Raw genomic sequence first — 14,641 nt, forward strand, 5'->3', positions numbered from 1 at the left:
CCCTGCGAAGGTGAACGCACTCGCCCAGGTTCCTGCAGAGTTTCTCCACGCTCTGGGGACCCTTAGAAAAGCTCGTTGCAGAAGTGAACTTCGGCTCGATGAGATCCCCGCGCCTTCACGGCTGGCACCCTACGCTGTTGCCTTGGGCGCCGAAGTCATGGCGCCAAGCCATCGTCCGGGACCAGCGTCGATCCATGGACCGGCTGCCGCAGCCCTTTCAAGGGCATCCGGCGGCGAGGAGCCCGACGACGAACTGGCCACCGGGCGCTTTATCCTCCTCTACGACCCCGACGGCTCCGCTGTCTGGGACGGGGAATTCCGCATCGTGACGTACATCCGAGCCCAATTGGAACCGGAAATGGGAAACGACGAAATGCTCGGTTCCGTGGCCTGGACGTGGCTGGTAGAGGCCCTCGAAAACCACCGTGCGCCCTACCGTGCTGCCGGGGGAACTGCCACCCGCGTCCTGTCCGAAAGCTTCGGCACCCTCGCTGACCGCCGGGAGTCAATCGATATCGAACTCCGGGCCTCCTGGACCCCCGCCTCGTCGGACGTCCGAAGCCATCTGGAGGCGTGGTCGGACATGGTGTGTACTTTTGCAGGCCTCCCGCCACTGCCCGACGGCGTGTCTGCCCTGCCACGCAGGCGGACCCATTGGCAGTGATGGAGAGGGCGCAGGACATCCGGCCGTGCGTTGTCGGTAAACTGTTGGAATCATGACCCCTAACATTCCGGAACACACCACAGCCGGCGTCCCGGCTGCTGACATCAACCCGCACATCACGGTGGAAGGCTTCGACAGCCTCGTCCCGGAAGTCATAGATCTTGACTCCCCCCGTGACGGGGTGCCGCTCGTTATTGAAACCCCCGCCGGCCTGGAACGCTGTGCCGCCGCGATAGCCGCCGGTACGGGCCCTGCCGGAGTCGACGCCGAACGCGCCTCAGGCTTCCGCTACGGGCAACGCGCCTTCCTTGTCCAGATCCGCCGCGAAGGCTCCGGAACCTGGCTCATCGACCCGGAACCGTTTGGGGACCTCCGGATCATCAACGACGCCCTGCAGGGGGTCGAATGGATCCTGCATGCGGCCAGCCAGGACCTGCCCTGCCTCTCGGAACTGGGCATGTGGCCCGACAAACTCTTTGACACTGAGCTGGCGGCCAGGCTGGCGGGCCTCCCAAGGGTAGGCCTTGCCGCCGTCATCGAGCAGCTGCTGGGCTTTGGCCTGGCCAAGGAACACTCGGCCGCGGACTGGTCCACACGGCCTCTCCCCGAACCATGGCTCAGGTATGCGGCACTGGACGTGGAAGTGCTCACGGAGTTGCGGGAAGAGCTCATCGACCTGCTCGAGGCAGACGGCAAACTCGAATTCGCGGAACAGGAATTCGCCGCCATCCTAGCTAACGGCCAGGCGCCGCCGCGGATTGACCCTTGGCGCAAAACCTCCGGCCTTCACCAGATCAGGGACCGCCGGCAGCTCGCCGCAGTCAGGGAAATGTGGGTGGAACGGGACTCACTGGCACGCAAGCGCGACGTTGCCCCCGGCCGGCTCCTCCCTGACTCAGCGCTGGTTGCTGCAGCCAAAGCCATGCCCTCGACAGTGCCGCAGTTGCTGGGAACCAAGGGTTTCCATGGCCGGGCTGCCCAACGGGAAGCGCCGCGCTGGCTTCGCTGCATCAGCATTGCCAGGAACCTTGAGGAACTCCCTCCCCTGCACCTGCCAACCAATGCGCCGCCACCTCCCCGTGTTTGGGCGGACCGGGATCCTGAGGCGGCCCAGCGGCTTGCAACCGCCCGGCCCCTGCTGCAGGAGGCGGCCGATACGCTCAAGCTACCGGTGGAGAATCTGCTGACTCCCGATTACCTGCGGCGGGTGGCATGGCGCCCCCCGGCCGGGATGGATGAGTCCTCTATCGCCGAAGAGCTTCGCAGGCTCGGCGCGCGTGAATGGCAGGTGGGGATCGTGTCGCCACTCATCACCGAAGCATTCCTCAATCCTCAGCCCCTGCCTTTCAAGGAGCCGAAGGAAGGCCCGGCTGTAAAAGGCAACACAGACGGTCCCGCAGTGGCCTGATAACGGCTGAGCGTCCAGCGGCGGCCCGCTAAGGCCACTCCTCCTTGCAAGCTAAGTTACTCACGAGTAACATGGGTTTCACTTGTCGCCCGGTTCACTGCTGCCTGTGGCCATTTCGGCCCGGACCAGTGCCGCGGCACCCATGTCTCGATGAGGAGTAGCACGTGAGCCAAAGCAGCGGTAATCCGCGGATCAACCGGAACATCAGGGACATAGTGTTTGTGGACGGTGTCCGCACACCATTCGGCCGCGCCGGAGAGAAGGGCATCTATGCCGGCACCCGCGCGGACGACCTGATCGTAAAGTGCATCCGGGAACTTATGCGGCGTAACCCTTCGCTGCCGGCAGCCCGCATAGATGAGGTGGCGATCGCAGCCACCACCCAAACAGGCGATCAAGGCCTCACCATTGGCCGGACAGCGGCCCTGCTTGCCGGTCTGCCGCGGACCGTCCCGGGATTCGCCATAGACCGTATGTGCGCCGGCGCCATGACGGCGATCACCACCACTGCAAGCGGCATCGGTTTCGGCGCGTACGACGTCGTGATCGCCGGCGGTGTGGAGCATATGGGCAACCACCCCATGGGTGAAGGGGCTGATCCCAATCCCCGCTTCATGTCCGAACGGCTGGTGGATCCGGCTGCACTCAATATGGGCAACACAGCGGAGAACCTGCATGACCGCTTCCCCGCCATCACCAAGGACAGGACGGACGCCTACGCCGTCGCCTCCCAGAACAAACTGGCAGCAGCCTACGAAAAGGGCCAGATCCAGCCAGACCTGGTCCCCGTGGCAACGATGAAACCGGGCCAAGGCTGGACTCTCCACTCCACCGACGAACCGCCACGCCCGGGCACCTCACTGGAGGACCTCGCCTCGCTGCGGACGCCTTTCCGTCCCCACGGGCGGGTAACGGCGGGCAATGCTGCCGGACTCAATGACGGCGCAACTGCAGCAATCCTCGCTTCGTCCGATGCGGCTGAGGAACTGGGCCTTCCAGTAAAGATGCGCCTTGTTACCTATGCGTTCGCCGGCGTCGAGCCCGAGGTGATGGGCATCGGACCTGTCCCTGCCACTGAAAAGGCCCTCAAGAACGCAGGATTGGGCATTGATGACATCGGGCTGTTCGAAATCAATGAGGCCTTCGCGGTGCAGGTCCTCAGTTTCCTGGACCATTTCGGGATGGACGACGACGACCCCCGGGTCAACCGCTATGGCGGTGCAATCGCCGTGGGTCACCCCTTGGCCTCCTCCGGAGTCCGGCTCATGAACCAGCTGGCACGCCAATTCGAGGAGGACCCCTCTGTTCGCTACGGCATGACCACTATGTGCATCGGCCTCGGCATGGGGGCGACGGTTATCTGGGAGAATCCGCACCACGCCAACTACAGCGGAGCGCGTCCCGGCAATGACGCCCACACTGAAGAAACCAGCACCACTACTGAGACTGGAGCCGCAGCATGAGCGCCGCAGATTTCCGCAAGCTTGCCAATCTTTTTCCGAACGAGACAGTCACCCATTCCTACGTCCAGGACATTCAACTGCCGCCTGCAGCAGGAAATGGAGGACGTGAAAGTCCAGGCACGTTCGCCCTGGTGACCCTTGATAACGGGCTCGACCACTCCAAGCCCACCACGCTGGGACCGAACACTCTTGTGGAACTCGGTACGGTTCTTGAGGGCCTGCGGGAACGCGCAGCCCGCGGTGAGATCGTCGGCGTCGGGGTTACCGGAAAGCCGTACTACCTCGTCGCCGGCGCGGACCTCTCCGCCGTCAAATCCCTGGACAGCAGGGAACATGGCTTGTGGATGGCCCAACTGGGCCACGACGTTTACGCCACGCTGGCTAATCTGGGCGTTCCAAGCTTCGCCTTCATCAATGGTGTCGCCTTGGGCGGCGGGCTCGAGATTGCCCTGCAATCGACGTACCGCACAGTTTCCACCGGTGCGGGGGCACTCGCCCTGCCGGAGGCTTTCATCGGCTTGGTCCCTGGCTGGGGAGGGGTCTACCTCCTGCCACGGCTCATCGGCCCGGAAAATGCCGTCAAGGTCATGATTGAGAACCCCCTCAGCAACAATCGCAGCCTTTCCGGACCCGAGGCCTTCAAACTGGGCGTAGCGGATGCCATCTTCGAGCCTGCCGACTTTGTGGAACAGTCCATTGCGTGGGCAGCGAGAGTCATCTCAGGCGAGGTCACTCCTGAACGGTCCAACGCCGTCAACACCGCTGACCCGGATGTTGCCCGACGCTGGGAAGCCGCCGTGGCGGCAGGACGTTCTTTTGTGGAGGCAAAAACATCCAACGCTTCCCCGGCGCCCGGCAAAGTCCTGGACATCATGGAAGCCAACCGCACCATGCAGCAACAGGAATCGGCAGAGCTGGAGTGCGATACGCTCGCAGACCTCATGCAGACCGATGAATTCCGGTCCACGGTGTACGCATTCCTGGACCTGGTTCAGAAGCGTTCCAAGCGCCCCGCAGGCGCTCCCGACCGGAAACTGGCCCGTCCCGTGACCAAGATCGGTGTGGTGGGTGCAGGGCTGATGGCCAGCCAACTGGCCCTGCTGTTCGCACGCCAACTCAAGGTGCCTGTTGTTATGACGGACATCGACCAGGCCAGGGTGGACAAGGGCGTAGGCTACGTCCACGCCGAAGTGGACAAGCTGCTGGAAAAGAAGCGCATCAGTCCCGACGCAGCGAACCGTACCCGGGCCCTGGTGACCGGTTCCGTTTCCAAGGAAGCCTTCGCCGACGCTGATTTCGTCATCGAAGCCGTCTTTGAGGAACTCAACGTCAAGAAGCAGGTCTTTGCGGAAGTGGAGGCCATCGTTTCAGCGGACTGCATCCTTGCCACAAACACGTCCTCACTGTCCGTCACGGCCATGGCTGAGGACCTGCTGCACCCCGAGCGGCTGGTCGGTTTCCACTTCTTCAACCCGGTGGCCGTTATGCCGCTGCTGGAAATTGTCCGCGCACCCAAGACCGACGACGCCGTGCTGGCCACCGCCTTCGAACTCGCCAAGGGCCTGAAGAAGACCGCCGTCCTCGTCAAGGACGCGGCTGCCTTCGTCGTCAATCGCATCCTCCTGCGCCTCATGGGTGAAGTAACCGCTGCCTTCGATGAAGGAACGCCTGCCGAAGTCGCTGACAACGCCTTGCGGCCCATGGGCCTCCCCATGACTCCCTTCACCCTGGGGGCCATGGTGGGCCTGCCTGTTGCGCAACATGTCCAGGAATCGCTGCATGCCGCCTTCGGTGACCGTTTTGCCGTGTCGCAGAACCTGCAGAAGCTCATCGACAACGGGATAAAATCCATCTGGGCGCCAGGTTCGGAGAAGACGAGCCCCGACGGCAAACCGGTCATCCCGGCGGAAACGCTGGCCCTGATGTCCTTTGGCTCCTCCCCTTCCACTGCCGAGGAAGTCCTGCGCCGCACCCAGGACGCCCTTGCCGAGGAAATCGGGCTCATGCTTGCCGAAGGAGTGGTGGCAGGCCCGGAGGACATCGACCTGTGCGTCATCATGGGCGCCGGCTGGCCCATGTTCCTGGGCGGTATCACCCCGTATCTTGACCGGGTTGGCGCCTCCGAGCGGGTCAATGACAAGCGCTTCCTCGCACCCGGGGTTGCTTCCCGTCCCGCCTGACGCCCAGGGATACCAGGAGTCTTAGGACGGTTAAAGGACCGGTCGAATGGACCGTGGATGCAGGGTGGGAGGCTCCTAAATTTCGTGGAGCCTTCCAGCCTGCAGCCTGAGCACGCGCCGGCTTACTGTCCTGGCGTAGGCGAGATCGTGCGTGACGATCAGGACAGCAGCACCCCGGAGTGTGACCGCGTCGAGGGCTCTTTCGAGGTGGGCAAGGCCGTGACGGTCCAATCCCACCGTTGGTTCGTCCAGGGCGATGACGGCGGGCTGCCGCGCAAGAACCGTGGCCAGGGCAAGAAGGCGCTGGCCTGACGCCGGCAGATCGTGGGGATGGGCCGAGGCAACACTTGCCAGGCCCACGTCCTCCAGCGCCTGGATGGCACGTACCTCCGCTTCGGCACCAAACAGTCGGTCAAGCCCAAAAGCCACTTCCCGCACCAGGGTCCGCTCGAACAGTTGGTCCCGCGGATGCTGAAAGAGCAGGCCGACGTCTGCGGCAATGACCCCCGTGGATTTTCCCCTGATGGGAAGTCCTCCCACCAGCACTTCCCCGCGCTCAGGACGCAGCAGCCCGTTGATATGGCGCAGCAGCGTGGATTTTCCGGCTCCATTTGGCCCCGTAATGGCCACAGTCTGGCCTGGTCCTACCTCCAGATCCACTTCGGCCAGGACGGCACGGTGCCCGCCTTGCCCGCCTTGCCCGCCGGGCAGGGAATAAGTGACGTTCCGGAAGCTCAGTCTGGACGCTCCGGTTCCGGCTCCGGGGGAAACCTTGTTCGCGGCCGCGGCGCTCCCGTATTCCGGTTCCGGGGCCGTCGCTTCAGGACGGCAACGTCCGTGGCGCACTGCCTCCGATGGCACCACCACGCCCGACTCTGCCAGGCCCCGGCTGAGTAGCACGTCAGCCGGCATACCTTGGGCAGCGACCGTACCGCCGTCGAGCACCAGGCAGTGGGTGGCCTGGAGGAAAAGGCGGCCCGCCACCTGTCCGAACTGGACGACGGCGGTCCCCCGGGCAACCAGCCCCGCGATGAGGTCCCGAATCAGTTCGGCGCCCTCGCCATCCAAGGAGGACAAGGGATCATCCAGGATGAGGACCGCCGGGTCTGTGATCACGCAGCAGGCGATGGCAAGGCGCCGCAGCTCGCCTCCGGAAAGGCTCCCCGGGTCCCTGTCGAGCAGGGGGGAAAGACCTGTTTGCGCGGCCACGTCAGCTACCCGACGATGCATGTTATCGCGATCCATGCCGCGGTTTTCCAGCCCGAATGCGAGTTCTTCCGCCACTGTGGAACGAATCCCGGAAAGCATCGCAGCGGCGTCCTGGGACACATAGCCCACGTGCCTGGACCATGCTGCGGGACTGATCCTCGGGTCGTCCTCGGTTCCGGCGAAGTCAAGCCGTTGGGCACCATTGGGCACGCCGTCCCCGCTCAGCGTCAACCGTCCCTTCAGTTGGCCATCACCACTTCTGAGCCAGCCTGCAAGCAGCCTGCCGAGCGTTGATTTGCCGCTGCCGGCCCCGCCCAGCACCGACGTCAGCGTGCCTGCCTGCACCGTGAGGCCTACGCCATGCACAGCCGGTGCTGTCTCCCCATGGAAACTGAAACTTTCGATGCAGGCGTCCAGAACCGGCGTCGTCATGCGTTTCCTTCCAACGGCGGGGGAAGAACCGGCACGCCAAGCCAGGAAGCTCCCAGCCTCAGGATCACGGCCGCAGCAGCCAGCCCCAGAACTGTACGGCGGAATGTCCGCTGCCCCCGGGAATCGGCGACCTCACGATACGTGCTCCTGGGGCCTGGAGAATTGAACCCGCGCGCGTCAAGGGCATGGGCCCTTTCCCCTGCGTCCTGGATGAGTGCCAGGACCAACGGAACCATCTGCAAACGTGCAGCGGCGAGGCGTTGGAGCAGGCTGCCACCCAGGACCAATCCGCGGGCTTCCTGGGCCTGCCGGATCCTGGTCAGCTGATCCGTGATGGCCGGGGCCAGCGTGAGCGTGGATGCGAGTACGTAGCCGAACTGCGGCGGGATCCTGCGAGTGGTCATGGTCGCCACAAGCTCCGGAACGTTCACTACGAAGGAAAACAGCAACAGCACCAGGACACAGGCTGTGGTCCGCGTTCCCATCTCAAGGGCGAACGCCAGCCCCTCAACTGTGATGCGGGCCGGTCCCCATCCCGCCAGGACGGTGCGACCCTCAGGAAAGAACAGTCCGTGCAGTACCAGCAGGGAGAACCAGAGCGGCAAGAGGATGACGGCGGAGGCAGCGAGGACCCGGCGCAGGACCCCCGCGCCCACGCCCGCACCGAGGGTAGCCGCCACAACAGCAACGGACACCGGCCAGTTCGACGCCGCCATCGTGAGGGTGACCGCGGCGCCGGAAGCAGCGAGGGTGGTGAGTGGATTGAGGCGGGAAAGCACGGGCTAGGAAGCGGCTACCGGGGCCTTGCCGGCGAGGACCTTGAAGCGGCGCACAAACGGGAAGCGGAAGGTGGCCCGGCGCGGCAGGGCGTAAACCAGGAGGGCGGCGATCGCGAACACGATGGCCTTATCCATCGGATCTGAGATCAGGGCCTGCTTGGTGATCGCTGCGAGGAGGGTGTCCCCCATGGCACGGAAAGCGCTGACAATTGCACCGGTCCCGGCTCCGGAAGTGCCTCCAAAAACAAACGCCGCGATGGGAGCCGAGACCACACCGGCGATGATGCCTGTGGCGAATCCCGCAACCGGAGCCAGGTAGAAGCGGCGGAACAAACCGTAACGGGCCGCCATGCCCGCCAGGAACCCGATGAGGGCTGCTCCTGCCGCAAACGGCAGGACTGTCGGGTTGAAGAAGGACCATACGATGCTGCTCAAAGCCCCCGTGGCCGCTCCGGCCGCCGGTCCGGCCAGGACAGCTATCAGTACGGTGCCGATGGCATCGAAGTAGAAGGGCAGGCCGGTGGTGCCCATGATCTGACCCAAGGCAATGTTCAGGACCAGCGCAACCGGGATAAGGACCAGCGTGGACGTGGGCAGGGTCGGGAGCACGCCCAGGATCAGCAGGATCGCCCCGAGGAGGAATCCGCCCAAGGCCACGAGGGTGGAGGCACTCCCCACGCCGTTGGCGATATCCGACGGCTGGGCAAGGACCAGGAAAATAAAGGTGGCCGCGATGGAAGCGGCACCCAGAAGCTCAAGCAGGCGGCGTTTTTTGTCCGCCGCCGCACCAGGAGCGGGAAGAGTAAGGGACTGCTGCGACATGGTGGTTCCTTTGGCTGGGGCCGGTACGCAGGGATTCCGGGTACTGGCAGGGCACAACGATCCGCCTATGTCACCTCGGCGCGGGTACCATGATACCGGCTCGCCGCCAGCCGGCCCACGGAACTGATCAGCTCATCAAAGCACTGCGCGGGGTTGTTGCCCGAGACGATCCTGGTATTCGGCGGCTCGCCCCAGATGCCCCTGAAATCTGCCACCGTGGTGCCCATCAGCAGCCGGGAATCGGTTTCGACATGAACGGTTGCCGGCCTGGTGCTGAACTCTGTCCGTCCCACCGCCACCGCAGCGGCGAAGGCATCGTGCATGTGGGAGATGAACCCCTGGTCATAGAGGCGGTGGAACTCCATGTAGAAGCGGATGGCATCTGACAAGCACGCCACAAGTGGATTAGCTGACTGGCTGCGTTGGCCCTCCGGCTGCTCCGGCAGTACCAGCTCTGGCTCAGGCACTCCGGCGGCTTCCCCCAAACGCCGGACGTGCTCGGGCCGCATCTCAATCCGTTCCGTGGACTCGAGGGCGCAGACTATCGGCAGCTTGTCCTGGGCAACGCCCCGGTAGGCGGCGAAGACCTCCTTGGCCGCGTGCGGATCAACCGAGACGTTCCATTCGGCGGTGGGCGTGGTGTTTCCCTGATAGTTGAAACATCCGCCCATGATCACCAGACCCTTGAGCAAGTGAGGCAGCTCCGGCTCGCGGCGAAGGGCAAGCGCGAAATTTGTCAGCGGTCCGGTGATAAGGCCGGTGATCTCACCGGGATGGGCACGCACTTCCTCCACCCAGATATCCACAGCATGCCGTTGGGAGATCTTCCGGGCCGGAGCAGGCAGCACCGCGTAGCCCATCCCCTGCGGGCCGTGGGTCTCTTCCGTGGTGCGAAGCGGAATCTCCAGCGGCACCTCTGCTCCGATGGCTACCTCGATGTCCTCGGCGCCGCAAAGTTCGAGCAGTGCGAGGTTGTTGAGGGCCACCTGCCGGGCACCGACGTTTCCCGCGGTGCACGTGATGGCCCGAATGTGCACTTCAGGGCGGGACAGCAGGTAGACGAGCGCCAATGCGTCGTCGATGCCGGTATCAACGTCAACCAGGAGCTGCCGCATCAGAAGAGGGCAACCTTTGGGGTGAGCGGGAAAATGTCGTCCAGTTCAGCGCGTTCCCCGGCCGAGGGCACCCATGCAACGGCTTCTGCGTTTTCGCGGACTTGTTCAGGCCTGGTGGCACCGGCAATCACGCTTGCCACTCCCGGTTGCGCCGCCAGCCATGAGAAAGCAACCTGGACTTCGCTGAGGCTCCGTTCCGCGGCAAACATGCTGAACCTGCTGAGCTGGTCCCAGTCGGCCTCGTGAACCAGATGGGTCCGGGTATGGCTCAGGCGTGAACCCTCCGGGGCATCGCCTGGACCGTACTTCCCGGTGAGGAGGCCGTTGGCCAGTGGGAAATATGGCAATACGCCGAGGCCCAAGGCCTGCGCGGACGGGATGACCTCGAGCTCGGCCCTTCGGTCCAGCAGGTTGTAGTGGTTCTGCGTGGAGATGAAGCGCGCTCCGCCCAGGCTCCGTGCCACGTATTCGGCCTGGGCAATCTGCCATCCGGCCATATTGGAGTGGCCGATATACCGCACCTTGCCGCTGGTGACGAGGCGGTCCAAGGCGGCAAGTGTCTCCTCAATGGGAGTAAGCGGATCCGGGGTGTGGTACTGGTAGAGGTCGATCCAGTCCGTTCCAAGCCTGCGGAGGGAAGCCTCTGCCGCCTGGACGATGTAACGGCGGGAGCCCCGGGCACCGAAGTCCTTGCCGTTGGCGCCCCGCATGTCCAGACCGAATTTGGTGGCGACTATGGCGTCGTTCCGCCGGCCCGCCAATGCCTTGCCCAGCATCGTCTCGCTGAGGCCGGGATCCCGCCCATAGACGTCGGCGACATCGAAAAGGGTGATCCCGGCGTCGAGCGCGGCATGAACGACGGCGTCTGTTGCCTCCTGGGATTCGGTCAGGGTGTTTGCCCGTCCCAGATTATTGCAGCCAAGTCCCACGACGGAGACAGTGAGTCCGGAGGCTCCAAGCCGGCGATATTGAATCATGAATTCACCCTATAACGCCGGCCCGGATGCCCGCCCAACGTGTGGCGGCGGGGTGCTCAGCCCGTTTGGCGGGAAGGGAACGTCAGTCCGTGCTCGTCCATTGCATCTTCCAGTTGGGCCATAGTCTTGACGCCCATCCCGTGCAGTTTTGTCAGGTCCGTGTGACCGAACTGCACTACCTGCTCCAGGGTTACCACGCCCGCGTGGGCGAGGGCCCTTCGTGCCGGGGCACCTATGCCCTGAGGCAGTGGTGTGTGGCCTGGTTGGATGGATTTTGGCGTCATAACAGATCCCTTCCAGTGGTTTGATACCCCCTATTAGAGGGTAAAGCCCGAAGCCGGTTTGGGCGAGTGCTTGAGCCTGAAAGCTTCGGGATCAGTGAACGGGGCGGCGCCGATACTGAGCTTGGTGAAGTCCAGATCTTCGCCGCGAATGCACACCTTGATGGCGTTTACGGCTTTGTTCACATCGGGACACAGGCAGAAAATATTAAGCTTCGAGTTCCCGAATTCGGACCGGTCCACAATGCCGAGCCCCCGCCAGGCCAGGTGGCTGATGAGCGCGTCTTTGGCCTTCTCCTCGAGATAACGGTCCCGGTCGGTGCCGTCCTTGGTTTTCAGGGCATATTGTGCCACCACCCAGAACTGCTCCTCATCGGGGATTTCCGCATATCCGTCCTCTCCGCACTGGGCGGCGAAGGCTGCCATGAGTCCCTCGGCCGCCTCGGCATCGGCGACGTCTGTCTCTTCGGTTTTGCTCTGGTGGCCCACCACGCCGTAGTTCATGACCAATTGGCTGTAGTCCTCATCGAACCAGGCCTCCCTGAAATTCAGGATTCCCTCGTCGTCGCGCTTATAAACCCGGATGATTCCGCTCATGCCCGTCCCTTCTTGAACCATTCCACGGCCGAGCCGTCGAATGGTGCGTGGTGTGCCTTCACGGCCTGGTAAAGCTGTTCGGTTTCGCGCAGGAGGAGCTCGACGACGTCAGCCGGGTAGTCCATCCTGACGCGGTGCTCGTCGAATTCGTCTTCGTCGTCCACGTAGACGCCGCGTTTGGTTGATCTGATGACGTCCAGGTCCATGTCGATAACGTGGAACTCGACCGTCCCGGGCCGGATGCTGGTCCACCCATGCTCAAGCGCCAAGTCGACGTACACCCTGAAGTCCCCGGGGTACGTGTCGTCATAAAATGTGGCCACATACTCGCCTGCCCGTGGAACCAGCAGCACGGCGTCAGACTGCGCGTGGAAAGCCGCGCCAGGGCGCGAGCAGAAGGAACCGGCGGGCTGGAAGATCCACCAGCCGTGCGGGTCCTCGCCCAGATAGGTGCCCGGGACCACCCAGTGGGCACCACCGTCCCACTTGCGGTTTCTGGCCACTACCAGGTCCCCCCCCTGGACGCTGTCCGGGGGGATGCGCTCGTGGAGTGTCACAGTTTCGGCAGGCTGCCGGTAGTGGGGTGTTCCTGGCCGGGAAGCGGACGCGCGAAAGGCACCTTGGTCCCCAGAACCTGAGCCACGACGTCGTGCGTTATCTGCTGGGCAGTCAACCCCACGCGGGCAAGGACCTGGCTCCGTGAGCCATGATCCAGGAACTCTACAGGCAAGCCAACCTCGTTCAGTGCGGTGTCCACTCCGGCCGCACGCATCTCCTGCCGGATCCGCGAACCCACACCGCCGGCGCGAACGCCATCCTCAATGCAGATCACCAGGCGGTGCCGTGCCGCCAAGGCCACGATGGACCGGCGGACGGGAAGCACCCAGCGGGGATCCACAACAGTAGAGCTGATGCCTTGGGCACCGAGCCGGTTGGAGACATCGAGCGCAAGTTCGGACATGGCGCCGACGCTGACAATCAGGACATCGTTCTCTGTGGAGCCGGACGGGCGGCGAGCCAGGACATCCACGCCGTCGCTAAGCCGCTCGATAGCCTCTACCTCGGCACCCACACTGCCCTTGGAGTACCGGACCACAGTTGGGGCGTCGTTGATGGCCACGGCCTCACGGAGCTCCTCACGGAGCCGCGTGGCGTCCCTGGGGGCAGCAAGGTGCAGTCCCGGAACGATCTGCACCATGGCCATGTCCCACATGCCGTGGTGGCTTGCCCCGTCGGGGCCGGTGACTCCAGCGCGGTCCAACACGATGGTGACGCCTGCCTTGTGCAGTGCAACGTCCATCAGCAGCTGGTCAAAGGCACGGTTGAGGAAGGTGGCGTAGACGGCCACAACAGGATGAAGCCCGCCGAAGGCCATTCCGGCAGCAGATGTCAGCGCGTGCTGTTCAGCGATGCCGACGTCGAAGACCCGGTCCGGGTGCCGCTCTGCGAATTTGTGCAGCCCGACGGGAATGAGCATGGCGCCGGTGATGCCGACAATGTCCGGCCTCTCATCAGCGATATCCGCGATTTCGTCGGCGAAAACGGAGGTCCAGGACTTGGCTCCGACGGGATCCGTGGGCTCCCCTGTTTCAGGGTCGATGATCCCGACTGCATGGAACTGGTCAGCCTCGTGGGCGCGGGCGGGAGCGTAGCCGTGGCCTTTCTCGGTCATGGCGTGCACAATGACCGGTCCCCCGTAGTTCCTGGCGGTCGAGAGGGCGTGCTCCATGGCCTGGAGGTTGTGGCCGTCAACAGGGCCGATGTACTTCATGCCGAGGTCTTCGAACATGCCCTGCGGGGCCCACCAGTCCTTAACGCCCTTCTTCATGGCATGAAGGCTCCGGTACGTGAACTGGCCCAGCGAGCCGCCGTTCTGCAGCCTTTTCTTCCACCAGTCCATGGCGCCTTCGTAGGCGGGCGCAGCGCGGAAGGAATCGATGGTGGGACGCAACGACGCCAGGTAGTCTGCGAAGCCGCCCACGGTAGCTGCATAGGAGCGACCGTTGTCGTTAACAACGATCACCACGCGGCGGCGCTTGTCGGCGGCAATGTTGTTGATGGCTTCCCACGCCATGCCGCCGGTGAGGGCGCCGTCGCCCACTACCGCGACGACGTAACGGTCGCCTTGGCCTGTCAATTGCCGGGCGCGGGAAATTCCGTCGGCCCAGGAGAGGGAAGAAGATGCGTGGGAGCTTTCGACAATGTCGTGCTCGGATTCAGCGCGGTCCGGGTAGCCGGAGAGGCCGCCCTCCTGGCGCAGTGTGGTGAAATCCTGGCGTCCGGTCAGCAGCTTGTGGACATAGGACTGGTGTCCGGTATCAAAAACAATGCTGTCGCGGGGGGAGTCGAAAATCCGGTGCACGGCAATGGTGAGCTCCACGACTCCAAGATTGGGACCGAGATGGCCGCCGGTCTGTGAGACGCTGCCGATCAGGAAACTCCTGACTTCTGACGCCAGTTGTTCCAACTGCTCGCCAGAGAACTTACTCAGGTCCTGCGGATCCCGGATGGTTTCCAAAATACCCAACGGCCCCTCCTTCGGATGATAGACATGCCGTTTAACTCTAACGCCTCGGACTCAAGCGGCGTGCCGCAGCAGCCGAAGGCCCCGGCGGTCTTGGACCGGCCGGGGCCTTCGGTGGTGCGGCTCTGCGCTCACTCTGTTTCCCCCGTTTTTGGGGACTCAGCTGGGTGCGCTCACCTGGTACAGCTCA

At 63.9% G+C, this 14,641-nt stretch carries 13 protein-coding genes; 4 read left to right on the forward strand and 9 right to left on the reverse strand.

Annotation, left to right across the window (positions count from 1 at the left end):
• Positions 1-10: 10 nt before the first annotated feature.
• The 4 genes from M1D88_RS10195 (at position 11) to M1D88_RS10210 (ending at position 5,715) form a co-directional block, all read left to right on the forward strand.
• Positions 11-664 (forward strand): DUF3000 domain-containing protein, encoded by a 654-nt coding sequence (locus M1D88_RS10195; RefSeq protein WP_458114380.1) that lies wholly within the window; start codon positions 11-13, stop codon positions 662-664.
• 52 nt (positions 665-716) lie between these two features.
• On the forward strand, positions 717-2,072 hold the full coding sequence (locus tag M1D88_RS10200) for an HRDC domain-containing protein (protein ID WP_458114381.1): 1,356 nt from the start codon (positions 717-719) through the stop codon (positions 2,070-2,072).
• A gap of 164 nt (positions 2,073-2,236) precedes the next feature.
• Positions 2,237-3,535 carry a thiolase family protein gene (locus M1D88_RS10205; protein WP_458114382.1) on the forward strand — a complete coding sequence of 433 codons (1,299 nt, stop codon included), beginning with the start codon at positions 2,237-2,239 and terminating at the stop codon, positions 3,533-3,535.
• Positions 3,532-5,715 carry a 3-hydroxyacyl-CoA dehydrogenase NAD-binding domain-containing protein gene (locus tag M1D88_RS10210; protein ID WP_458114383.1) on the forward strand — a complete coding sequence of 728 codons (2,184 nt, stop codon included), beginning with the start codon at positions 3,532-3,534 and terminating at the stop codon, positions 5,713-5,715. Before M1D88_RS10205 ends, M1D88_RS10210 begins: the two co-directional genes overlap by 4 nt.
• Before the next feature lie 75 nt (positions 5,716-5,790).
• On the opposite strand, the gene M1D88_RS10215 is transcribed toward M1D88_RS10210, so the two are convergent.
• The 9 genes from M1D88_RS10215 to dxs form a co-directional block, all read right to left on the reverse strand.
• Positions 5,791-7,356, reverse strand: a complete 1,566-nt coding sequence (locus tag M1D88_RS10215) for an ABC transporter ATP-binding protein (protein WP_458114384.1) — start codon at positions 7,354-7,356, stop codon at positions 5,791-5,793.
• The gene (locus tag M1D88_RS10220) at positions 7,353-8,135 is read right to left on the reverse strand and encodes an energy-coupling factor transporter transmembrane component T family protein (protein ID WP_458114385.1); all 783 of its coding nucleotides are present in this window, start codon (positions 8,133-8,135) and stop codon (positions 7,353-7,355) included. Before M1D88_RS10220 ends, M1D88_RS10215 begins: the two co-directional genes overlap by 4 nt.
• 3 nt (positions 8,136-8,138) lie before the next feature.
• Complete coding sequence (locus M1D88_RS10225; protein WP_458114386.1) at positions 8,139-8,957, reverse strand: ECF transporter S component; 819 nt, start codon at positions 8,955-8,957, stop codon at positions 8,139-8,141.
• Between the two features lie 65 nt (positions 8,958-9,022).
• Positions 9,023-10,072 carry a nucleoside hydrolase gene (locus tag M1D88_RS10230; protein ID WP_458114387.1) on the reverse strand — a complete coding sequence of 350 codons (1,050 nt, stop codon included), beginning with the start codon at positions 10,070-10,072 and terminating at the stop codon, positions 9,023-9,025.
• On the reverse strand, positions 10,072-11,049 hold the full coding sequence (locus tag M1D88_RS10235; RefSeq protein ID WP_458114388.1) for an aldo/keto reductase: 978 nt from the start codon (positions 11,047-11,049) through the stop codon (positions 10,072-10,074). The genes M1D88_RS10230 and M1D88_RS10235 overlap by 1 nt, the downstream gene beginning before the upstream one ends.
• Positions 11,050-11,105: 56 nt before the next feature.
• Positions 11,106-11,333 (reverse strand): helix-hairpin-helix domain-containing protein, encoded by a 228-nt coding sequence (locus M1D88_RS10240; protein WP_247044842.1) that lies wholly within the window; start codon positions 11,331-11,333, stop codon positions 11,106-11,108.
• A 33-nt stretch (positions 11,334-11,366) separates the two neighbouring features.
• Complete coding sequence (locus M1D88_RS10245) at positions 11,367-11,927, reverse strand: hypothetical protein (protein ID WP_458114389.1); 561 nt, start codon at positions 11,925-11,927, stop codon at positions 11,367-11,369.
• A complete protein-coding gene (locus M1D88_RS10250; RefSeq protein ID WP_458114390.1) occupies positions 11,924-12,484 on the reverse strand; it encodes a DUF402 domain-containing protein in 561 nt (186 codons plus the stop codon). Before M1D88_RS10250 ends, M1D88_RS10245 begins: the two co-directional genes overlap by 4 nt.
• The gene (dxs, locus tag M1D88_RS10255) at positions 12,481-14,454 is read right to left on the reverse strand and encodes a 1-deoxy-D-xylulose-5-phosphate synthase (RefSeq protein ID WP_458114391.1); all 1,974 of its coding nucleotides are present in this window, start codon (positions 14,452-14,454) and stop codon (positions 12,481-12,483) included. Before dxs ends, M1D88_RS10250 begins: the two co-directional genes overlap by 4 nt.
• Between the last annotated feature and the right edge of the window lie 187 nt (positions 14,455-14,641).

The sequence above is a fragment of the Arthrobacter sp. R1-13 genome, assembly GCF_054161475.1.